This window comes from Microcoleus sp. SVA1B4 (assembly GCF_036700545.1).
Lineage (GTDB): Bacteria > Cyanobacteriota > Cyanobacteriia > Cyanobacteriales > Microcoleaceae > Microcoleus.
Genome location: NZ_JAUBPB010000028.1, coordinates 51,034 through 74,143 on the forward strand (window position 1 = coordinate 51,034; position 23,110 = coordinate 74,143).

General features: G+C 44.0%; 18 protein-coding genes and 1 tRNA gene. 9 read left to right on the forward strand and 10 right to left on the reverse strand.

All coding sequences use genetic code 11. The annotated features are described in order from the left end of the window. The first annotated feature begins 139 nt into the window (after nucleotides 1-139). From QT987_RS15050 to QT987_RS15060, 3 genes are read left to right on the forward strand one after another with little or no spacing between them, the layout of a single operon-like run. Nucleotides 140-3,427 (forward strand): BPTD_3080 family restriction endonuclease, encoded by a 3,288-nt coding sequence (locus QT987_RS15050; RefSeq protein WP_333241342.1) that lies wholly within the window; start codon nucleotides 140-142, stop codon nucleotides 3,425-3,427. Beyond that, the gene (locus QT987_RS15055; protein ID WP_333241344.1) at nucleotides 3,411-3,818 is read left to right on the forward strand and encodes a DUF5615 family PIN-like protein; all 408 of its coding nucleotides are present in this window, start codon (nucleotides 3,411-3,413) and stop codon (nucleotides 3,816-3,818) included. Before QT987_RS15050 ends, QT987_RS15055 begins: the two co-directional genes overlap by 17 nt. Beyond that, complete coding sequence (locus tag QT987_RS15060; RefSeq protein ID WP_333241347.1) at nucleotides 3,811-6,609, forward strand: site-specific DNA-methyltransferase; 2,799 nt, start codon at nucleotides 3,811-3,813, stop codon at nucleotides 6,607-6,609. The genes QT987_RS15055 and QT987_RS15060 overlap by 8 nt, the downstream gene beginning before the upstream one ends. A gap of 242 nt (nucleotides 6,610-6,851) precedes the next feature. On the opposite strand, the gene QT987_RS15065 is transcribed toward QT987_RS15060, so the two are convergent. Further along, nucleotides 6,852-6,923: transfer RNA gene (locus QT987_RS15065), tRNA-Thr, on the reverse strand. A gap of 94 nt (nucleotides 6,924-7,017) precedes the next feature. Continuing rightward, on the reverse strand, nucleotides 7,018-8,805 hold the full coding sequence (pyk, locus tag QT987_RS15070) for a pyruvate kinase (RefSeq protein WP_333052847.1): 1,788 nt from the start codon (nucleotides 8,803-8,805) through the stop codon (nucleotides 7,018-7,020). Nucleotides 8,806-9,260: 455 nt separating this feature from the next. On the opposite strand from pyk, the gene crtR reads away from it, so the two are divergent. Continuing rightward, nucleotides 9,261-10,148, forward strand: coding sequence for a beta-carotene hydroxylase (gene crtR, locus QT987_RS15075; RefSeq protein WP_333241350.1), 888 nt, complete (start codon nucleotides 9,261-9,263; stop codon nucleotides 10,146-10,148). A gap of 846 nt (nucleotides 10,149-10,994) precedes the next feature. Here crtR and aroH read toward each other — a convergent pair. The 3 genes from aroH to QT987_RS15090 all read right to left on the reverse strand — a co-directional run bounded on the left by aroH (nucleotide 10,995) and on the right by QT987_RS15090 (nucleotide 12,551). Continuing rightward, nucleotides 10,995-11,402: a chorismate mutase gene (aroH, locus tag QT987_RS15080; protein ID WP_190742920.1), complete on the reverse strand. Its 408-nt coding sequence runs from the start codon at nucleotides 11,400-11,402 to the stop codon at nucleotides 10,995-10,997. 126 nt (nucleotides 11,403-11,528) lie between these two features. Continuing rightward, entirely contained in the window at nucleotides 11,529-12,347 is an 819-nt protein-coding gene (gene sppA / locus QT987_RS15085) for a signal peptide peptidase SppA (RefSeq protein WP_333241356.1), read from the reverse strand. 39 nt (nucleotides 12,348-12,386) lie between these two features. Further along, nucleotides 12,387-12,551 carry a hypothetical protein gene (locus tag QT987_RS15090; RefSeq protein ID WP_333241360.1) on the reverse strand — a complete coding sequence of 55 codons (165 nt, stop codon included), beginning with the start codon at nucleotides 12,549-12,551 and terminating at the stop codon, nucleotides 12,387-12,389. Between the two features lie 201 nt (nucleotides 12,552-12,752). Here QT987_RS15090 and QT987_RS15095 point away from each other — a divergent pair, with 201 nt between their 5' ends. Further along, nucleotides 12,753-13,829, forward strand: a complete 1,077-nt coding sequence (locus QT987_RS15095) for a DMT family transporter (protein ID WP_333241363.1) — start codon at nucleotides 12,753-12,755, stop codon at nucleotides 13,827-13,829. Nucleotides 13,830-13,842: 13 nt separating this feature from the next. Here QT987_RS15095 and QT987_RS15100 read toward each other — a convergent pair whose 3' ends face one another. From QT987_RS15100 to QT987_RS15115, 4 genes are read right to left on the reverse strand one after another with little or no spacing between them, the layout of a single operon-like run. Further along, on the reverse strand, nucleotides 13,843-14,262 hold the full coding sequence (locus QT987_RS15100; RefSeq protein WP_333241365.1) for a PIN domain-containing protein: 420 nt from the start codon (nucleotides 14,260-14,262) through the stop codon (nucleotides 13,843-13,845). Then, complete coding sequence (locus tag QT987_RS15105) at nucleotides 14,259-14,558, reverse strand: hypothetical protein (RefSeq protein WP_333033220.1); 300 nt, start codon at nucleotides 14,556-14,558, stop codon at nucleotides 14,259-14,261. Before QT987_RS15105 ends, QT987_RS15100 begins: the two co-directional genes overlap by 4 nt. Before the next feature lie 51 nt (nucleotides 14,559-14,609). Continuing rightward, nucleotides 14,610-15,287 carry a phage tail protein gene (locus QT987_RS15110; RefSeq protein ID WP_333241369.1) on the reverse strand — a complete coding sequence of 226 codons (678 nt, stop codon included), beginning with the start codon at nucleotides 15,285-15,287 and terminating at the stop codon, nucleotides 14,610-14,612. A 1-nt stretch (nucleotide 15,288) separates the two neighbouring features. Next, a complete protein-coding gene (locus QT987_RS15115) occupies nucleotides 15,289-16,428 on the reverse strand; it encodes an AAA family ATPase (protein ID WP_333241372.1) in 1,140 nt (379 codons plus the stop codon). Between the two features lie 47 nt (nucleotides 16,429-16,475). Between QT987_RS15115 and QT987_RS15120 the strand changes: the two genes are divergently transcribed. Further along, nucleotides 16,476-17,345 carry a M28 family peptidase gene (locus QT987_RS15120; protein WP_333241375.1) on the forward strand — a complete coding sequence of 290 codons (870 nt, stop codon included), beginning with the start codon at nucleotides 16,476-16,478 and terminating at the stop codon, nucleotides 17,343-17,345. Nucleotides 17,346-17,490: 145 nt separating this feature from the next. Then, nucleotides 17,491-21,225 (forward strand): hydantoinase B/oxoprolinase family protein, encoded by a 3,735-nt coding sequence (locus QT987_RS15125; protein WP_333241379.1) that lies wholly within the window; start codon nucleotides 17,491-17,493, stop codon nucleotides 21,223-21,225. On the opposite strand, the gene QT987_RS15130 is transcribed toward QT987_RS15125, so the two are convergent. After that, nucleotides 21,216-21,686, reverse strand: a complete 471-nt coding sequence (locus QT987_RS15130; protein ID WP_333241382.1) for an RNase H family protein — start codon at nucleotides 21,684-21,686, stop codon at nucleotides 21,216-21,218. The genes QT987_RS15125 and QT987_RS15130 overlap by 10 nt on opposite strands. Before the next feature lie 158 nt (nucleotides 21,687-21,844). Between QT987_RS15130 and QT987_RS15135 the strand changes: the two genes are divergently transcribed. Continuing rightward, nucleotides 21,845-22,492: a sigma-70 family RNA polymerase sigma factor gene (locus tag QT987_RS15135; protein WP_333241385.1), complete on the forward strand. Its 648-nt coding sequence runs from the start codon at nucleotides 21,845-21,847 to the stop codon at nucleotides 22,490-22,492. A 112-nt stretch (nucleotides 22,493-22,604) separates the two neighbouring features. Next, a complete protein-coding gene (locus tag QT987_RS15140) occupies nucleotides 22,605-22,925 on the forward strand; it encodes a 2Fe-2S iron-sulfur cluster-binding protein (RefSeq protein WP_333241388.1) in 321 nt (106 codons plus the stop codon). The last annotated feature ends 185 nt before the right edge of the window (nucleotides 22,926-23,110 follow it).

Genomic DNA, 23,110 nt, shown 5'->3' on the forward strand with positions numbered 1-23,110 from the left:
AAATATAGATAAAAGGATGATTTAGGATGGTAGTCTATTTAGAGGGAATTTGCTCTAACCTTGAGACAATTGGTTAGGAAATAATAAATTCTGGATCGTTGGCGATCGCTATGTCCATATAACAAGTATCAGGAAATAGATGAATCAAGTTGTCATTGAAAATCCTATTATTAACTCTGCTTTCTTAGAACCAAAGTGTCACTTTCGCTTTGATGATGACGGTATTACTGATGAAATTCTCGCATCCCGTCGCATCAGTCATTATTTTATCCCCATTGCCCAACCAAAGAAAAAAAGTAAGCAGTTTCAACAACTAGAGCTAAATCTAGGTGAATGGACACAAGACAGGGTAGCAGAAAACAAGTTTATCAACCAAGTGCGCGATCGCGTTAGCTTGTGGAGACGTGGCGGGTATCTCTACGTTACTCCAACAACTAAAAAATTATTGGAATATTGGACTAATCCCGATCGCGAACGTAAATTATACTTTTGCCAGATTGAAGCTTTAGAGGCAGTTATATATATCACCGAAGTTGCAAAAAAGTGCGGTGATAACTGGATTGAAAATCAACTACGACAATTCAATGAAGATGCGAACCCGCTACTGTTCCGCATGGCTTGTAAAATGGCGACAGGGAGCGGTAAAACAGTAGTAATTTCAATGCTAATGGCGTGGCATACTCTTAATAAATCTGCCAATCCTCAGAATAATAAATTTAGCGATGCTTTTTTGGTGGTAACGCCGGGGATTACTGTACGCGATCGATTGCGGGTACTCCAACCTAATGATGCTGAAAATTACTACAAAAAACTTGACTTGGTTCCACCAGAATTACTACCAGAATTGGAAAAAGCTAAAATTGTTATTACTAACTATCATGCCTTTAAACTGCGAGAAATTAATTCAGCAGCCCGGTTGACTAAAGACATTCTCGCGCACGGTAAAAAAAGTGCTTTTACTGAAACCCCAGACCAAATGGTAAGGCGAGTTTGCAAAGGTTTGGGCAATAAAAAAAATATTATTGTGATTAATGATGAAGCGCACCACTGTTACCGCCGTCGCGTTAGTGATGATGATGCCAAGCTCAAAGGTGATGACCGCAAAGAAGCAGAAAAACGCAATGAACAGGCCCAACTTTGGATTTCTGGGATTGAAGCTGTACAGGCAAAAATTGGGGTCAAAGTTGTTTATGATTTGTCAGCTACACCGTTCTTTTTAAAAGGTTCTGGCTATCCAGAAGGCAATCTATTTCCTTGGGTAGTTTCTGACTTTTCTCTGATTGATGCGATTGAATCAGGCATTGTCAAAATTCCCCGCGTTCCGGTATCTGATGACAATATGAAAGGGGAATTGCCTGCTTATCGCAGTATTTGGCCCTTAATTCGCGATCAACTCCCCAAGAAAGGACGCAGTACCCAGGATGAAAGTAAGTCATTCCCTGAACCGAAACTTCCTAAAGAGTTAGAAGGAGCCTTAGAAAGTCTCTATAGTAACTACAAACAAGCTTTTGAATTATGGGAACAGGACACAGAAGCTATTGATAGAGGACAGACACCGCCCGTATTTATCATTATTTGTAATAATACCAATGTCTCTAAATTGGTTTATGACTATATTGCTGGTTGGGATACAGGAAAAAAATATCCTGATGGTAGACCTGTTTTAGCTCCAGGTAAACTACCATTATTTAGTAACGTCCAAAACGAAAACTGGATAGCTAGACCTAACACGATTCTGGTAGACAGCGAACAACTAGAATCAGGCGAGGCGATGAGTGCTGAATTTAAGAAAATCGCAGCACAGGAAATTGAAGAATTCAAAGCTGAATATCGAGAGAGATATCCAGGTAAAGATCCCGAAAAAATCTCACCTGAAGAGTTACTGCGGGAAGTATTAAATACCGTTGGGAAACCCGGAAAGCTGGGGGAACAAATTCGCTGTGTGGTCTCTGTTTCTATGTTGACGGAAGGATGGGATGCTAGTACCGTCACTCACATTTTGGGATTAAGAGCTTTTGGCACTCAGTTGTTGTGCGAACAAGTTGTGGGACGGGGACTGCGACGGATTAACTATGCAGTGAATAAAGAGGGAATGTATGAACCCGAATATGCCGAAGTTTATGGCGTTCCCTTTGCTTTTATTCCCTGTGCCGGTTCTAATAAAACGCCCAAGCGAGGGCCACTGCCTACCCGCGTTCGAGCTTTGCCAGAACGAAGTGAATCTGAAATTACTTTTCCTCGGTTGACGGGTTATCGCTATGACATTAGCAGGGGGAAATTAACAGCTAATTTTACAGATGTTTGTCAATATGTTCTCTCTACGGCTGATTTGCCTACTCTTACAGTTAATGCTCCCATTGTTGGTCAATCCAGTATTCATACATTGGATCAATTGAAATCTCACCGAGAACAGGAAGTCGCGTTTTTGTTGGCGAAACTAACTTTAGAAAAGTATTTCCGATGGGATGGAAATCCGAAACCAGAAAAAACTACAATACATTTTTTTGATGCGGATGTACAAGCTTGGTTGTTTCCCCAAGTTTTGCAAATAACTAAACAGTGGCTCAAAGAATGTGTCCGTTACAAAGACAATACCTATCCTCAGTTGTTAATGCTGACTGAATTTGCCCACGATGCGACAGACAGGATTTATCATGCCATTGTGGAAGGAGAGTTGCGGAAATCTTTAAAACCAATTCTCCGCCCCTATGATACTTTTGGTTCGACTCGCTATGTAGACTTTGATACTGCCCGTCAGGTTTATAGGACAGACCCTCATAAATGTCATGTTTCCCATGCAGTTATGGATAGTAATTGGGAAAACAAGATGCTGCAATCCTTAGAACAAATGAATGAGGTTGTCTCTTATGTAAAAAATCACAATTTAGGCTTTACTATTCCGTATACTCTCAATGGGGAACAGAGAAATTATTTGCCTGATTTTATTGTGCGAATTAATGATGGGCAAAAAGAACTGCTGAATTTAATTTTGGAAGTATCGGGGGAAGCGAGAAAGGACAAAGCAGCTAAGGTGGCTGCGGCTAGAACTCTTTGGATACCAGCAGTAAAAAATCACGGGGGATTAGGGCGTTGGGATTTCTTAGAAATATCCGATCCTTGGAATGCCGAAAAATCTATTCGGATGTATTTGTCTCAGCAGACAGCACAAACGGACACGAATATTAGTACAATTCAAAAAACCGCTGGTGTCTGTGGAGGTAACGCTAGAATACGCAATACACGCATTCCTGTCTGGACAATTATTTCTTTTTACAAGCTGGGGGCATCCGACGAGGAAATACTGAGGAATTATCCGGGGTTAAATCCCGCCGATTTAAGATTAGCTTCGTCATACTACGAACAGCATCAAACTGAAATCGATCGAGTAATTGCTGCCCAGGATGATGACGATGATGAAGATAGCTAGGCTTTACTCTAACGAAAATTTTCCCCTAGATATCGTCAACAAACTCCGCCATCTCGGACATGATGTTTTGACATCCTATGACGCAAAGCAAGCAAATCAAGGCATTCCCGATGATGATGTTCTCAAGTTTGCTCATCAACAAGAGCGGGCTGTGATTACCTTAAATAGGCAGGATTTTATTCAACTACACAAGCTTGTCAAAGAACACAGTGGAATTATTCTCTGTAAAGAATGTCAAGGAGATGATGATTATCAACAGCAAGCCTTAAAAATTCATGAATTGATTTTAGAGGTCAGTGAATTAAAATCTCGATTATTTCGGGTGAAAAAGCAGAATTTTAAAGGCTGTAAAACTCAAATATTTATCTACAAGGAAGTAACCAATGCCTAGAAAAAAAGATGATAAATCTACACCTATTGATAGTGTGAAACATCAGGATAAACGGGCTAATATTCCTACTGAAGAGTTGCGTGATTTTATGGCTGATGATGAGAAAAAACCTCAAAAAGTTCTTTATCCCCGCGATCCGTCTTTAGACCCGCAGTTGGTATGGCAGGGGAAAGACGAACAGGACAGTCAGGATTTAGAGGTTCCGGCTGTTCCGATTTATATTCAGGAGAAAATACACCCCCATGCAATTATTGAGGATTTTCAGAAGCAGGTTAAGAAAGAACAGCCAGCGGAACAATTAAGTTTATTTAGTGATTTTAATGGGTTAGAGTTTGACCAATTAATTGATTTTTATCAGCATAAGGATGGGGTGAAGTGGGCTAACCGGATGATTCTCGGTGATTCGCTGTTGGTAATGAATTCCTTGGCAGAGAAGGAGGGATTAAAGGGTAAAGTCCAGATGATTTATCTTGACCCGCCCTATGGGATTAAGTTTGGTTCTAATTGGCAGGTTTCGACTCGGAAGCGCGATGTTAAAGATGGGAAGGCTGAAGATGCAACAAGGCAACCGGAACAGGTGAAAGCGTTTCGGGATACTTGGGAGTTAGGGATTCATTCTTATTTAAGTTATTTAAGGGATAGGTTGGTTGTAGCGAGAGAGTTATTGACTGAGACGGGTAGTGTTTTTGTTCAGATTGGTGATGAGAATGTGCATTTGGTTCGATGTTTGATGGATGAGGTGTTTGGGAGTGAAAATTTTTGCCAAATTATTCCTTTTAGGAAAAAACTCATGCCTCTTGGTGCAAAGCTCCTTGAAGGAATGTATGATTATTTACTTTGGTATGGAAAAAACATTGAACAAGTTAAATTCAAACATCTCTATAAAGAATCAGAGGCTAAATACACATCGCGATGGACTAATATAGAGTTACCTAATGGTATCAGGCAAAAATTATCTAAACAACAATCAGAAAATTTACCATCATTGCCTCAAGGGTCGCGTGTTTATCGTCTTGTTTCACAACGCGCTCCATCTTTTTCAGAAGCCAATGTTTATAAATTTATTTTTCAAGGACGAGAACTACACCCACCTAAAGGCGGGTGTTGGGTAAGTTCAGAAGAAAAAATGAATCGGCTATTAAGAACAAATCGTCTTGAATTAGAGGGTGATAATCTCAGCTATATTTACTATCACTATGATTTTCCTCTCTCAAAAATAACTAATCTTTGGGATGATTCATCTCCAGTACAAGGCAAAGAATATGTTGTTCAAACATCAACAGGAGTAATTGAACGCTGTCTTTTGATGACCACAGATCCCGGTGATTTAGTATTAGATCCAACCTGCGGATCTGGAACTACAGCCTATGTTGCCGAACAATGGGGAAGACGTTGGATTACCATCGACACAAGCCGCGTTGCATTAGCACTAGCTAGAACTCGCCTCATGTCTGCAAAATATCCCTACTACTTCTTAGCAGATTCTCCTGAAGGCATCCAACAAGAAGCGGAAATTACTAAACAACTGCCGTCTACACAAACTAAGACAGAAAACGAAATCAAAAAAGGCTTCGTTTACAAGCGCGTTCCTCATGTTACATTGAAGGCGATCGCAAATAATCCAGAAATTGATACTATCCATGCCAAATGGCAATTACAACTAGAACCTGTTCGCACTCAATTAAACCAGTTACTCAAAAAGTCCTGGGAAGAATGGGAAATCCCCAGAGAAGCTGATGCCAAATGGTCAGATGAAGCTAAAGAATTACTAGCTAAATGGTGGCAATTCAGACAACAACGGCAGAAAGAAATCGATGAATCTATTGCGCGTAATGCGGATACCGAACTACTCTATGACCAACCTTATGAAAACAATAAACGCATTCGGATAACTGGCCCGTTTACAGTCGAAAGTCTTTCACCTCACCGCATTCTTTCTACCGATGAAGCATACCCAGCCTCAGAACAGGAAGGCGTTACCCAAGCATCAGATCAATTTGAAGTCAGAATCATTGAAAACCTGAAAAAAGCCGGAATCCAAAACACTTTAAAAAATCAACGCCTCAAATTTGAAAATTTAGAGTATTTAGAATCTCATGCGGGTACTTACATCCATGCCGTAGGCGAGTACGCAGAAAGCGATGAAACCATCAAGCGAGTAGCAGTTCACATAGGGCCAGAATACGGCACTGTCAGCGTTGATGATATCAAAGAAGCTGCCAAAGAAGCTGTAAAAGGCTTAGGGAGTTATGTATTAATTGTCTGCGGTTTTGCCTTTGAACCTAATGTTAATGAAGAAGCTAAACGCTATGGGAAATTGCAAGTTTTAATCACTCGCATGAATCCTGACTTGTTGCTGGGTGATGAACTACTCAAGAAAACAGGGGCGGGTAATTTATTTATGGTATTTGGCGAACCAGATATTGAGTTAAAACGCCAAGATGGTAAGCTAGTAGTCACCTTAAAAGGCTTAGATATTTACGATCCCACTACAGGAGAAATTCGCAGCAGTTCGCCTGATGATATTGCTTGTTGGTTTATTGACACCGACTACAATGAGGAAAGCTTTTTTGTGCGTCATGCCTACTTTACAGGTGCTAACCAACCCTATGAAAAATTAAAGCGGGCGCTAAAAGCGGAAATTGATGAAGATGCTTGGAGTCAGATATATTCTACTACTAGCCGTCCTTTTGATCCCCCCAAAGGCAAGAATGGTAAACCGGGAAAGATTGCGGTTAAGGTGATTAACCACTACGGGGATGAAGTGTTAAAAGTGTATGAAAGTCTTTAGAACTTTTGCGAGTGATCGACCATAATATTTTGGTCAGGGCGGGTTTTTGAGATTGTCAATTATTGGCAGATATTGTTGGTGAACCCGCCCCTACAACAATTACGATCTATCTTGATATTCATCAATCCCAAAGAAACCGGGTTTTTTACTGAATTTGCGGGCTGCGACGGAGGATTTTCGTCAAAAACCCGGTTTCTGACCACCCGTGGTAAGTCCTAAATTTGAGACTTGAGAACATTAGAAGCCGATGGTGGGATTTGAACCCACGACCGTTCGATTACGAATCGAATACTCTACCCCTGAGCTACATCGGCACAGACAATTTTGGATTATAGCACAACTATAGCGAAAAAAGCAACGAGTTGTAGAATTTAATTGAAAATTCCACAACTCCTAGCTCACCAACAGTTAAACGGTCACTTCCGTGTCAGTTGAGCCGCCTCTGGCCCCGGAATAAACCAAACCCCGCTGCATATCCAGCGTCAGCATAGTTCCGTCCCGAATTACCCGCGTGGCATTCTTGACGCCCACCATCACCGGCACGCCCAAGCGCAAACCGATAATCGCGGCGTGAGAAGTCAAACTGTCCTCCTCCGTCACTACACCTGCGGCTTTCCGAATCATCTCCACAAAAGCCACGCTGGTGTGTTCCACTACCAAAATTTCTCCAGCGTGGAAATTGCCTACATCCGCAGCAGTGCGAGCAACCCTGGCCATGCCACTCACCGATCCCAAACCGACACCGGTGCCTTTGCCTAGAACTGCTGTCACTACTTCAACTTTGATCAAATCCGTCGATCCGGCAACCCCTTGCAGAGTACCGGCGGTCATTACCACTAAATCTCCGTCGGAGACTAACTCTTTTTCCTGGGCGACTGTCATGGCAGAGTGAAATGTCTGGCCGGTGGAGGGCAAATCCAACACCAGCAAGGGTTTGACTCCCCATACTAATTGCAGTTGTCGGGCTACGTCTACGTGAGGAGTAACTGCCAAAATCGGAGTTTTGGGTCGGAACTTCGAGACATTTCGGGCTGTGGCGCCGGTTTTGGTCAGCGTCATGATGGCGGCCGCGTTCAATTGTTCGGAGATTTGGCTGACTGCTTGACTGATGCCGTTGGGGATCGATCGACCAATATCTTCTACATTCCTAATATTCCGTTTAATTCCTTCCCTCTCCATCCGCACCGCAATTCTCGCCATCGTCGCCACCGCTTCGACGGGGAACTTGCCGACAGCAGTTTCATTCGACAGCATCACCGCATCAGTTCCGTCGAGAATGGCGTTGGCCACGTCGGAAATCTCGGCACGGGTGGGACGAGGATTGTTGACCATGCTGTCGAGCATCTGGGTAGCGGTAATTACCGGAATACCCAGGCGGTTGGAGGTAGCAATCAGCCGCTTTTGCAAAATCGGCACGTCTTCGGCGGGCAGTTCCACTCCCAAATCGCCGCGGGCGACCATCACGCCGTTGCAAAGGGTGAGAATTTCCTCCATTTGTTCGATCGCCTCGTGCTTTTCGATCTTAGCAATCACCGGTACTTGCTTGCCCGCACTGGCAATCAGTTCTTTAATTTCGAGCACATCTTGGGGATTCCGCACAAAGCTCAGGGCCACCCAATCGACACCTTGGTCGAGGCCGAACATTAAATCTTTGCGGTCTTTATCAGTCAGCGCTTTAATTGAGAGGTAAACTCCCGGAAAATTCACCCCTTTGTTGTTGGAAAGCGGCCCGCCGACTACGACGCGGCAGTACAATTCCCGCGCCGCGCGGTCTACTTTTTCGACCAGCATTTCCACTTTCCCGTCGTCAAGCAGAATTACTGAACCCTCTGGAACTTCGTCTGCTAGGGGGTCGTAGGTGACGGAAGAAATGAGTTCGGTGCCGGGAACTTGGCGACTGGTGAGAATGAAAGGATCGCCGTTTTTGACAACTATAGAGCCTGTCTCAAAGCGCCCTAAACGAATTTTCGGGCCTTGGAGGTCTTGGAGGATGGCAACCGGCTGGTTGAGTTCAAAGGATGTTTGCCGGATTAAGCGAATGCTGCGCTGGTGGTCTTCTTCTGTTCCGTGGGAAAAGTTGAGTCGCAAAGTTGTGGCACCTGCTTCTATAAGCTGGCGCAGCACTTGTGGGTCAGAAGTTGCTGGGCCAATGGTGGCGACGATTTTAGTCCGGCGTAGGGCTTTTGGCAATTGCATCAGCGGTGTTCTGGGGAGGCAGGTGGATTTCTTGTTTAAATTTCGGCTAACGTTTCATTTTTGCGCTACAAGCAATGACGCTAGTCTCAACTCTTAAAAATTTTGATAGTCGTCAAAAAAGTAGGTATTGAACAATATATAGAATATCTGACTTTTTACCGATCGGTAATCTTTTCTTGGGGAGCGCTCTTTTTTGCAAATTTTTCCGCTCTCAGGCTTGACATAAATACAGAGATACCCATTTATTTTGTTTGGTCTGCTGAGCTCTTGTGGCTACTCTAGCACTGGTATCCTTGTACAACAGCAATACTTTTTTGCTTGTGCAGACGTTTGTGTCTGGCGATCGAACTCTGTTCTTTCGTGCCTTAAGGCCGAGGTTCCTGACAAAACTTTACTATTGTCAGGCTTGTATCTTATACTACGCAAGTGTGAAATATTAAGGAGTCTTAACAAAGATGTCGGAGGCAGGACGGCCGCTGACAGTGCCGAAAGAGTTTCTGAGTCCTCCCGGTGACTTCAATCCGACACTGCTGCTGTTTTTGAGTGCAGTAGTGATTATCGTGATTTCTAACTTGGGTTTCTGGTGTTGGGGATGGCCGCAGTGGTGCTGTTTTACGCTGAACGTGTTGGCGTTGCACATGGCTGGAACTGTGATTCACGATGCGTCTCATAATGCAGCCCATCGCGATCGCACAGTTAATGCTATTTTGGGACACGGTAGCGCGCTGATGTTGGGTTTTGCTTTCCCGGTGTTTACGCGGGTACATATGCAGCATCACGCCCACGTTAATGACCCAGATAACGATCCAGACCATTATGTTTCGACCGGCGGGCCTTTGTGGTTGATTGCTGCGAGGTTTTTTTACCACGAGATTTTCTTTTTTAAGCGCAAACTGTGGCGGAAATACGAACTCTGGGAATGGTTTCTCAGCCGTTTGTTTGTCGTAGCGGTGGTGTATATTGCCATTCAGTACGACCATTTAGGTTACGTGCTGAATTTTTGGTTTTCTCCGGCTTTGGTGGTGGGGTTGGCGTTGGGGTTATTTTTTGATTATTTGCCGCACCGTCCGTTTCACGAGCGCGATCGCTGGAAAAATGCCAGAGTATATCCTAGTCCTATTCTAAATATCTTGATTTTGGGGCAGAATTATCATCTGATTCATCACTTGTGGCCTTCCATTCCTTGGTACAATTACAAGCCTGCTTATGAGGCTGTCAAGCCGCTGTTGGATGAGAAAGGTTCCCCTCAAACTTTGGGAATATTGGAAGGGAAAAAGGACTTTTGGAGTTTTATATATGACATCTTTTTAGGGATTAGGCTGCATCACAAAAAAAGCGTCTGATTGACAAAAAACCCGGCTTCTCAAAGAAACCGGGTTTTTTTTCTAATAAAAGCTTTTAAGCATATATCCCCAGGGCAGGTTTTGTCCTGTATCAAGTCCCGTCGTAAAAAATAAACCCACCTGTAATGGTGAGTTAACTTGTGAACAAACCTGACGGTCAACTGAGTACAGTTAGACCGGAGGCTTCTTTTTCCTTTTTTTCAAAGGCTTTTTATAGTGAGGTAGTTCCACCCCCACTTGCCAATATAGTATCAGAGTATTTCCAGATTATCAAGGGATATACAGAAATAATTGTCGGTTTCCGTACCTACACCCGACGAGCCTTTCATCACGCTCGGTAATTCCCAACGGGGTACTTCGCGCAGCGCTCAGATTAATCCCCTTTAAATATACCGAGGGACTTCCCGGCTGGTAGTTAAATCAAGCCCAAATTGATACTCCCCAGGGCTTCAGCCCTGGGGATTCTTGAATGAATCCGAAAACTCAAGGAAGGCGTTATCAAAGCACCTCTATACGCTCAAAACAACTACCAGTACAAAGGGTATTGCAATTGCGCTTACTTTTGTTTTACTTTCGGAGTCCATCACAACGCCAGATAGGTACGCTCCATGTTCACCATTACTTGTTTACCCAGGCAGGGCGTCATGCCGAGACGAGATAACGAGCGGGGTTTCTCCTTAATAAAACACTTCTTCACGTAGATGGTTGTTCTTACTTGCAATTTAATTCTAATACAACCTTTCAATCGCTTGTGTAAAGAAATATTGAAGGCGGTTGAAACCGCAGCCGACTTCCTCCCCGTGTCTAAAGCCAGGGGCACGCCGGGCTCGTTTTTCGGTGAATCTATTATTTTTCCCCAGCCACCGCCACCGCTAAATTCCTATCGGGGCGCAAATTTTGAGCTCCCCGCAAATAAGGATGATAAATTTCAGTATGTGCCGGCCAATTGACGTGAATTAAAAACCGAATGCAGCGTTCCAAAGCACCCTCAACGTGCATTTGCTGTACGTCCAACAAAGGAACATTACACCAGTGAGGACGTTCGCGGGCGATCGCAGCCGGAAACACAGCATCTAAATCGCGAGTAGCAGAAAACGTAGCACTAATAATTAAATCTGGATTTATATCATTTTTTGCTTCTAATTCATCTAATAATTCTCTCACCGCTTCTCGAATTGCTGCCACCGAATTCTCGCTAGCAGTAGTTGCCCCACGAATCCCCCGCACTTGCCACTCCACGCAAATTTCCTCCATATTTTTGTTATTAGTCAGTTGCTAGTAGTCAGTTGCTAGTAGTCAGTTGCTAGTTACAATTACCCATTAGTAATTACCAATTACCACTGTCAACTGACTACTGCCAACTGCCAACTGACTATTTAATCACGGGCGATACATCCACAGCGGCAAACCGCTAGTAGAAAGCTCGAATTCCAGCAAATTATTGTAAGCTGAAAGCCCGGATATATCCAGACTACTCCCCAAGACACGATTTAGGAAAGGTTTTTGTTTTTCTAGCGTGCAAGACTCGGTTTTTTCCGGGTCGAGGCCTGCGAGTTCGGCGGCAAGGCGGCGAGCGTCCTCTTCTGTTCCCAGTCGATCGACCAAACCCAATTCTAAGGCTTGCTGGCCGGTAAAAACCCGACCATCGGCAAAACTTTTCACTTTCTCAACAGGCAATTTCCGGGCTTCAGCAACGGTTTCCACGAATTGCTGGTAGCTGGTGTCGATCAAGTCTTGCAGAATTTGCTGTTCAGGATCTGTCAATTCGCGATCGAATGCCAAGATATCTTTATACGGCCCCGATTTAATCACCTGAAAAGAAACGCCTACTTTTTCTAACAGCCGTTCTAAATTGTTACCCCGGATAATCACGCCAATGCTGCCAGTAATTGTACCCGGATTAGCAACGATATGCTCGGCTCCCATGCCGATGTAAACTCCGCCAGAAGCTGAAATATTGCCGAAACTGGCAACAATTTTGACTTTTTCGCGCAAACGCTTGAGTGCGCTGTAAATTTCCTGGGAATCGCCGACAGTGCCGCCGGGGCTGTCTATCCGCAGCAGCAAGGCGGGAAATTTGCGTTCTTCAACGGTTTTGAGAGCTTCTAGGACTCGTTTACGGGTTTCTCCGGCAATGGCTCCGGTGATTTCGATACGGGCGATTTGTTTGCGGTAGCGGGGCTTGAATGGCCAAATCATGGGCAGTTTACAGGCAAGGTGAAATTTTGTAGCTAACTTCTAGTGTGCCTTATTCATCGGGTTAGATGTTGTGCCTGTGTTCGCAACAGGCAAGATGCCTGTTGCACAAGAAATTGCTTGATTGTGGAACAGGCATCTTGCCTGTTCCAGATTGGCGGCAACAGGCAAGATGCCTGTTCCACCTTGATTTTGTGGAACAGGCATCTTGCCTGTTCATCATGGTGGCAACAGGCAAGATGCCTGTTCCACCTTGATTTTGTGGAACAGGCATCTTGCCTGTTCATAATGACCGAGATTTGTGCGATCGCACTTAACCCAACACCAATATATAATTGTAAAAATTGCTTAACAAAACTACATCATCCCCACGAGAATCAATCTCATCAATTATTTGGAGTCTCCCCCATGCAGTTAAAACTTACCGATTCAAAATTGCCTTTTGCCCCGCTGTTGCTAATTGCGCCGTTTTTCCTGTGGGGAACCGCGATGGTAGCGATGAAGGGGGTGATGCCGCACACAACGCCGCTGTTTGTGGCATTCGTGCGTTTAGTACCTGCGGGCGTGTTGGTGCTGCTGGCGGCGGCATTCATGGGAAAACCGCAGCCGCAGGGTTGGAAAGCTTGGCTGTGGATTTCGCTGTTTGCTTTGGTTGACGCTACTTTGTTTCAAGGCTTTTTAGCCGAAGGTTTGGCGAGAACCGGTGCCGGCTTAGGTTCGGTGATGATTGATTCTCAACCGCTAGCAGTGGCGATTTTATGTTTGTGGCTGTTTCAAGAAAAAATAGGTTTTTGGGGCTGGTTAGGATTAGTTATTGGCGTTGCGGGCATCAGTTTAATTGGGTTGCCGGATGGCTGGATTGTGGGGCTTTTTCATCCTGAAAACAGGGAGGTTTCTGCGGGTATCGAACAGTTGTTTCAGGGTGGAGAATGGTTGATGCTGTTGGCTGCTTTGTCGATGGCTGTGGGTACGGTTTTGGTGCGCTGGGTTTGCCGTTATGTTGACCCGGTGGTGGCGACTGGTTGGCACATGATTTTGGGCGGTTTGCCGCTGTTGGCAATTTCGGCTGCAACTGAGTCTGAACAGTTTGTGAATATCGATTTTTCGGGCTGGATGGCGTTAGGTTATTCTACTGTGTTCGGAAGTGCGATCGCCTACGGTTTATTCTTTTATTTTGCTTCTACCGGCAGTCTAACCAGTTTAAGTTCTCTTACCTTTCTTACGCCTGTATTTGCTTTGCTATTCGGCAATTTGTTCTTGGGCGAAGTGCTCAATCCGCTGCAATCTATGGGAGTTGGGCTGACTTTGGTGAGTATTTATTTAATTAACCAGCGGGATACTTTGGGTGAGAAATTGCGAAAAGTGCGATCATCGGGCAAAGCAAATTCTGAGGAGGAACCAGTGGGGTTGTTAGAGTCTTCTGAGTTGAATTCTGTAGAATTACCCGTGCAGTTGCGGGTTAGCGAATTGGAATCAGAAGTTTAGCGCTTTGAGAAATTTAGGGAGAATCAGTTAATTCAATAATTAACTGATTTGGAGTTAAAATCCTAGGAGTATTAACCGGAAAATCTCGCGGGTTGCGGGTGACAATGACATCAATTAGATTGATTACAGCAGTGCTGTACTGAATCGCATCTTCAAAATCCTTAAATTTGCAAGTTAATGCAATTGAAATAACAGAGTTATCTACTGTTGCTACTTGACAAAATGTGGCTAGCTGCCGCAAAAAATCCAGCGTCCAATCGCGGCCTCTGTCTCTGCGGATAATATAGTAAAGATCGCTAAAAGTTGAGGCTGAAACATAGCCTTGAATTTGTGCTTCTTCAACAAAAGTTAAAATGCGATCGCTCTCAGCAAAGAAAGGTTCTCGTTCGAGCGCAACATCTACTATTATATTGGTGTCTATCAGGATTTTCACAAGTTATGTTTTTCCTTTAAATATTCCCATTTTGCTTGTTTGTCTGGATCGTCAAAATCCAGCGGTTCCGGTACAGCATCTCGATCGAATAAACCTTGAAATGCCTTCACGTTAGTTTTAAACTTTTTTTGAGGTGCTTCAGGCGCGATCGCATTTTCTGACGCACTGGCTTGTTTAACCGTATCAGGTAGCTGCAAGACGATGATTTCTACATCTCCCGGCGGCATATTCACAGGTTCCACAACTACCAAGTTGCCAGTTGCATCGATTTTACCTCTAAGTTTGTATGCTTGCATGGTAATCTCCGATAACTATGTTTCTATTATATGACATAATAACTTGCTTCCTTACCAATCCTCTTCATCACCACTCTTAATGCCTCTGCTTTGAATCTCTTCTAGAAAAGTTTTTAAACTGGGATTTTCTGCGTAATGCTTCATCAAAACTTTATGCTTGCGATATTGTTCTGAAATTACTCGATAATATTCAGGATTTTTAGCATTAGCGTCGATCGTAAACTTGTGTTTTTTCGGAAGTTCCAGATTTAAAGTATCGAGACAGTTCTTAAATTTAGATTTTTTCTTTTGGTCGGTATAATACAGTGGAAGCAACCAACACTCAATAGAATGTACGGAGATTGCAAATATAATTTTTTGTTGATATTTGCTGTAAAAAATATCGCCGATCGCACCCCTAAACTTTTCAATAACTTTTTCAATTAACTGCTGAGGAGTAAATTCACCGTTTTCATCTTGCTTGGGGATATTATAATCTTCTGAAACATCCGTATCTATTTGGATAATGATATAGTCAATAAATTGCAATGCTTCTTGAAAATCTCTTGACTTACAATAATCAAAAACTAGAGTCCAGCCGCCGTATGTGGATTTATTCTCATTGTCTTTATCTCTTTCTGGTTGAAGTTGTCTGATATCTAAATCTGGACTATTGAAATATCCAGCTAAAATATTCTCAATAACAATCTGGTCAGTAAGTCCCTCTGTAACCAATCCAAAACTAATCATATTAAAAATTTTTAGGAAGTCCGCCTATATAGCCCCTCAAAAACGCCTCTGATAATTTTACAGGTTCTTGTCCCTCCAAAGGTTTAGGTGTGAGAATGCGTCTAGCTTTAGTGTAACCTAATTGATTGCGGGAAATCACAAACAGTCGCTGTTCGTCATTATCTAAATCCAAACCGTCCAAAATTGCCGGGTTGTGAGTTGTGAATATAACTTGTTTGTCGTGTTTTTTTGCTAATTCGACTAATTCTTGCATTAGTCGGCGACACAATCTGGGGTTGAGAGAAGCATCAATGTTATCTATTGCAAAAAATTTAGGTGTGAGATCGCTAATAAATAAAGCGAAGTAAAAAAGCAAGAATAAAAAGCCTTCATTAGAACTTTTTTGATCGAAGTAAGCTAAATCTGGATCTAAGTATCTATCTTTAATTTGGAGAGAGTTTTGAATACTTGATAAATTTGGAGAAGCTTCAAAATCTTGAAACCAATCTATCAATTGCAGTTTTTTCTTGATTTCATTAAGCTGCTCCTGGTTATCGGAATTCACAAATTTTAATAGTTTAAACAAGCCTTCTCCCTTAATACCTAATGGTTGAATTTGCCCTTCTTTTTCAAAAGTACGTAAGGCGATATTTTCAGGAGAGTAAATGATAAATTGCTGTATTTTAAGTGTTTTGATATTTGTTTGGCGACTAGATTGATATTGTTCATTTCGGCTGTCTAAAAAACTATTATATTCCCAAGCAGGAAGCTGCCTATATGCTTTTTCTAAATTCCGTTCGTATTCTGAAACCCCATAGTAAAAATGATTTTTCCATCGAGCATAGGGTGTATTATCGTTATTTAAAATAAAGCTTATTTTTATTGTGTCATTATTTCCTCTAATTTCAATGCTGATATCTTTATCTAAATTTTCCTTTTCAAAAGCCGATCGCATAAATTGAGGTTCTGTAACTCGGATGCCCCTAGAAGCTAAAAACTCGTTATCCAGCTTGTCATCAGCCGCCGCAGAAGCAAGGGCGATCGCCTCTAGGATATTACTCTTTCCGCAGCCATTTTCACCGATCAATACAGTTACTCGTCCTAATTCTAGCTTCAGCTTTTGAATGGACTTATAATTTTCGATTCTGACTTCTCCAATCATAATTCAATCCCATATAATCTTAATGTACTCATTGTATCTCCGATCGCATGAATCTCAAAGAACGCTTGCACAGCCATCTGATTCAAATTGTACGCGATCGCAATCCATACCTCGCATCCGAAGGGCATTTTTATGCCCAGCAATACATCCGGGAACAGTTGGCACAGTGGGGAACTGTAGAAATTGACGATTTTTCCGTGCGCGGCCGAATTCATCACAATTTGATTTTGGATTTACCCCCCCTCAGTCCCCCCCTTGCTAAGGGGGGGAAGCAAGAAAAGAAGCAAGAAAAGCCGATCGTAATTGGTGCTCATTACGATACTGTACCCGGATCGCCTGGGGCCGATGATAATGCTACTGGTGTTGCTGTTTTGCTGGAACTCGCAAGGGATATCGCATCTGGGCCGCTCAAATATCCAGTGCAATTAGTCGCCTTTGATATGGAAGAATACGGTTATTTGGGAAGCAGTCATCATGCAGCTAAATACAAGCAACAGCAAAAGTCAATCCGGTTAATGATTTCTTTGGAAATGTTGGGCTATTGCAACCATAATCCTAATTCTCAAAGCTATCCCGCTGGATTGAAATATTTTTATCCAAAGAGTGGCAATTTTATTGCTTTAATTGGCACTTTGCGGACGGTTCCCGATTTGATTAATTTGAGTGGCAAAATTCGCAAATCTGGTCAGCCCTGCGAGTGGCTACCTGTGCCGAATCGAGGTTTAATTGTGCCGGATACTCGCCGCAGCGATCATGTTCCTTTTTGGGATAATGGTTATCCGGCTATTATGGTGACTGATACTGCTAATATGCGAAATCCGCATTATCATCGAGAAAGCGATAAGATTGAGACTTTGGATTTGGATTTTCTGGCTGGTGTTTGTCAGGGGTTAGTCAAGGGCCTTCGACATCTATAATTAACATGATCCAGCGCCTGCTAGTTTGATTGACCAGAAATTATGACTTTTATGACCCGAAGTTATGAGTTTTATGAATTGACTCGAACAGAAGTTTGTTGAATACTTGTAAATTAATCAAGCAAAAATTTCAAAAAAAAGAGATATGAATCCTACTTCTCCCGATCGCACTCGCTGGCAATTTTGGATAGATCGCGGTGGCACTTTCACCGATATTGTCGCCAACAGCCCCGACGGTAAATTAGTCATTCACAAGCTGCTATCGGAAAACCCAGAACGCTACACCGACGCAGCAGTGCAAGGAATTCGCGACATCTTAGGAATTGCCGCAGATGTTCCTATACCCGCTGCACAAATTGAAGCGATTAAAATGGGGACGACGGTGGCGACAAATGCTTTGCTGGAACGAAAGGGCGATCGCACAATTCTGTTAATTACTAAAGGTTTCGGCGATGCGCTGAGAATTGGCTATCAAAACCGCCCGAATATTTTCGCGCGTCACATTGTTTTGCCCCAGATGCTGTACGATCGAGTTATTGAAGTTGCGGAACGCTACAGCGCCCAAGGTGAGGAGTTAACTGCTGTAAATCCCGAGTTTATCCCGTGTTTGCAGCAAGCATACGAGGAGGGAATTCGCAGTTGTGCGATCGTATTCATGCACGGCTACCGCTACTCGGAACACGAAAAACAAGTTGCTAAAATAGCGAAAGAAATTGGCTTTACTCAAATTTCAGTATCTCACGAAGTTAGCCCGCTGATGAAATTAGTTTCGCGGGGAGATACTGCCGTTGTCGATGCTTATTTGTCTCCGATTTTGCGGCGTTATGTCGAACAAGTAACAAGTCAATTAAGAGAGGCAGAGCCTCTGGATATGGGTTCCCAGGCACAGCCTGGGAACGAGGCTGTTGGGGCGGGCACCGGGGCACCGTCCCCCAAATTAATGTTCATGCAATCGAATGGCGGCTTAGTGGACGCGGCACAATTTCAAGGAAAAAACAGTATTTTATCCGGGCCTGCTGGGGGAATTGTGGGTGCAGTTCAAACGAGCAAAAAGGCAGGTTTTGAGAAAATTATTACCTTTGATATGGGCGGAACTTCCACAGATGTTGCCCATTTTAACGGCGAATACGAACGCGAATTTGAGACGGAAATTGCTGGGGTGAGATTACGATCGCCCGTGATGGCAATTCACACTGTAGCAGCCGGCGGCGGTTCAATTGTCTTTTTTGACGGGGCTCGCTACCGCGTCGGGCCGGAGTCTGCAGGGGCCAATCCTGGGCCGGCTTGCTATCGCAAAGGCGGCCCCTTGACGGTGACTGATTGCAATGTGATGTTGGGGAAAATTCAACCGGATTTTTTCCCTAAAGTATTTGGATTGAATGGAGATTTGCCGATCGCCCCTGACGTAGTAAACCAAAAATTCGGGCAATTAGCGGGGGAAATTGGGGGCGAGAGGACGGCGGAACAGGTGGCGGAGGGTTTTTTGGCGATCGCCGTGGAAAAGATGGCAAATGCTGTCAAAAAAATCTCGCTTCAGCGCGGTTACGATGTTTCGGAGTATACATTGTGCTGTTTCGGCGGTGCGGGCGGCCAACACGCTTGTGCGATCGCCGATAGTTTGGGGATGAAACGGGTGTTTATTCACCCTTATGCGGGTGTGTTGTCGGCTTACGGTATGGGTTTGGCTGATGTGCGGGCTATTCGCGAAAGGGCGATCGAGCAACAATTAAATGGAGAATTATTACCTGATTTACATTATATTTTAACAGAATTGGAGGCTGAGGGCAAGAGGGAATTGAACCGCAGAGGCGCAGAGAACACAGAGAATGAGTCAGAGGTTTTAGTTGTTAGCAAGTTGCGCTTAAAATATCAGGGAAGTGACTCGGTTTTGGCGGTCAATTTTGCTGACAATATTGAGGTAATGCAGGCTGAATTTGAAGCGGCACACCGACAGCGTTACAGTTTTATTATGCCAGAAAAACCGCTGATTGTGGAAGCGGTTTCCGTGGAAGTTGTAGAAAGAATGAATGTCCAGGAAGCATCCACAAATTCCCCCTCTGGTGGCACGGGCATCTTGCCTGTGCAACCAATTTCAACCGTGCAAATGTATGTTGCTGGCGGGTGGCGGGAAACGCCTGTTTATCAGAGAGACGATTTGCGATCGGGCGACTGCATAGAAGGCCCTGCTATGATTGTTGAAGCAACGGGAACTAATATCATAGAACCGGGCTGGGAAGGGGAAATCACCGAAAATAACGATCTAATTTTGAACCGCAGATGCACGCAGATGGAGACAGATAATATCGGCGTTCATTCGCGTTTATCTGCGGTTAAATCAGATCCAGTTTTGCTGGAAATTTTTAATAATTTGTTTCGGGCGATCGCGGAACAAATGGGCGTCACATTGCAAAACACAAGTTCCTCAGTCAACATCAAGGAACGTCTCGACTTTTCCTGTGCAATTTTCGACAAAAAGGGGCAATTAGTTGCCAACGCGCCACACATTCCCGTACATCTCGGCTCGATGAGCGAAAGCGTTGAAGCTTTAATTTTAGCACAAAGCAATGCGATTCAACCGGGCGATGTTTATGTTTCTAACAATCCCTACAACGGCGGCACGCATTTACCAGATATCACCGTTATTACTCCAGTATTTGCTCATGATTCCTCCCTTCCTTTGTTTTATGTTGCCTCGCGGGGACACCACGCCGACATCGGCGGCATCACTCCCGGTTCCATGCCTCCCAACAGTACAACAGTAACCGAAGAAGGTGTATTGCTTGACAATTTCCTGTTAGTAAGGGAGGGAATTTTTCGAGAAAAAGAATTACTAAAAATTCTGACAGCGGGTAATTTTCCTGTTCGCAATTCCGCTCAAAATATAGCCGATTTGCAAGCACAAATTGCTGCTAACAAGCGCGGCGCAGAAGAGCTGATCAAGATGGTAGAACATTATGGATTAGAGACTGTGCAAGCTTATATGGGCTTCGTACAAGACAATGCGGAAGAGTCGGTGCGGCGGGTAATTGAGGTTTTGAGTGATGGCGAATTTACTTATCAGATGGATAGTGGCGGACAAATTAAGGTAGCGATTACAATTGACAAATCTGCGCGCAGTGCAAAAATAGATTTTACTGGCACTTCTGCTCAACAAACCAACAATTTTAATGCTCCCGCAGCCGTGTGCAAAGCCGCTGTTTTGTATGTTTTCCGCACCTTGGTAGATGACGATATTCCTCTAAATGCGGGCTGTTTGAAACCTCTCGAAATCATCAATCCCGAAGGCTGTATGCTGAATCCTCGCTATCCAGCGGCGGTGGTTGCCGGAAATGTAGAAACATCGCAAAATATTACCGATGCTTTGTATTGTGCGTTGGGAGTGATGGCGGCTTCTCAGGGAACTATGAATAATTTTACCTTTGGAAATCAGCGCTATCAATATTATGAAACTATTTGCGGCGGTTCGGGCGCGGGGGCAAGTTTTGATGGTACGGATGCGGTTCAAACTCACATGACTAATTCGCGTTTAACCGATCCAGAAGTATTAGAATGGCGGTTTCCGGTGTTGTTAGAAAGTTTTGCAATTCGGGCTAATAGCGGCGGGAATGGATATCATCGCGGCGGTAATGGAGTTGTGCGGCAAGTGCGCTTTCGGGAAGCGATGACGGCGGGGATTTTATCGGGGAGACGGGTGATTTCTCCTTGCGGTTTGAATGGGGGTGAAGCGGGGAAAGTAGGGCGGAATTATGTTGAAACGGTGGAGGGAAAAGTTGAGAATTTGGGGAGTACGGCGACTGTGGAAATGCAGCCTGGGGATGTGTTTGTCATTGAGACTCCTGGGGGCGGAGGATATGGTTTTCCTAGCGGAGTTCACCGTTGATAGCCTTCATCTGCTGGTAAGTTTTGTTGATTGGCCGCTTGTCTGGAAATATAATTGCAGCGTTGATACTCTTGGTTGCCCGCACATTGCTTAAGCCTAATAAACTCAACGTCGTGTTGCGAGCAGAATTGGAGTAATTGCTCCCACAAATCTACGTTAGCAGTAGGTTTGTGTTCGCTATTTTTCCAGTTATTAGCTTGCCAGCGCAGCGCCCAATTGTTGGCAATAGCATCTACAAGGTAGCCGTTGTTATTGTACAGCGTCACTTTACATCTTGTTTTGAGTGCTTTCAGACCTTCAATTGCAGCAATAATATCCATACGATGGTGTGTAGTTAAGTGAAATCCCCCGGATAGTTCCTTGCGATGATTTTCATACAGCAAGATTGCCCCATATCCACCAGCACCGCTCGCCATAGTTATACCGCGAGTATAGATGCTAACTTGTTTCAAGTTGTTCATGCTTGTGGGACTCCTTCATGGAATATAAACATTTCGCGATATTATATAATTAATTGACTTAAGTATCAACATATTTTTTAAGCACTTGCATCAAATGTATATCGTGTTGTAGAATCGGGCTGCACCAGCATATATTACCAAACCTTTCCATAACAATTGTGCAAACACCTAATTTTTCCGAATTCAACCATCCTGTGGTCAAATCCCTGTTTCACCACAGCGATCAGGAATTATTGACCCTGTTTCAAAACCATCCCGATCAGGGTAGGTTCTTCACGGCGATTTTTTGCCGCTATGCTCAAATTGTACACTCCCTGATTCGCCATTCCGTACGATCGCCCGTACAAGGCGATTACCTGTTTGCCCACACTTGGCTGCACATCTATCACGAACTGCGAGGCCTCGATTTGCGCCGCGAAATCCAAGAGTCTGATGGCGAAAATCTCAGTCTCCAAAACTGGCTGATTAATGTCACGGCTATCTGCATCAATCAAGCCGAATTGCCCCCTGTTGAGTCGATTCACTATTCTTTGCAATCGGCTTCGCCTCCCCTCTGGTGTTACGTCAAACAAGCCTTAGAATTGTTAGCGCCCCTGCCGCGTTTAGTGGTGTTGATGGCTCAGACTTTCCGCTGGAGCGAAACTCGAATTGCAGCTTATTTGCAAGCAGAAGGCGAAGCTATTTCGCCGGCTCAGGTAAAGGCTTTGCTGCAAAAAGGATATCAAACTTTAGAATCAAATTTGCCGGAGGATATTCGGGCTATTTATCTAGATGAAAATCTCGATTATCAAGAAGCGCTTGTCTAGATATACACGATATAAATCCGCCCTTTCGAGTTGTACGGGCGGGTTTTACCCGAAATATTTGGTAGGACTAACAGCATCGTAAACCCGCCCTTTCGCGAGGAATAAGGAAAAAATGGCAGTTTATCAAGTTCGGTTGGTGAATGAGGCGATCGCGCTCGATCGCACGATCGCAGTACCAGACGACCAGTATATCTTAGATATGGCAGAAGATGCCGGCATCCGCTTGCCGAATGGATGCAAGCAAGGAGAGTGTTCTGCTTGCGTTGTCAAACTGCTGAGCGGTGAAATCGACCAAAGCGAACAAAAGTTTTTGAAGCCCTCAGAATTGCAAGCTGGCTACGCTGTTACTTGTGTGGCTTACCCGCTTTCTGACTGCACTTTGTTAACCCATCAAGAACAAGTTTTATATCAAGCCGCCCTTTACTTTAAGTAATATAAAATCAGTTTTTTACCATCTTTTATTCTAGCCTCGCTGGGCGCGAAATTTCTTTGTAGAAGAGCGAATTATATTCGCCAGTCATATTATGTCCGGTCGATTACCCATAAGGATCGCGAATTAAATAACTTACAATTTTAATTGTTATTGTGGGATGGGCGTCCCGCCCGTCCTTTTTGGAC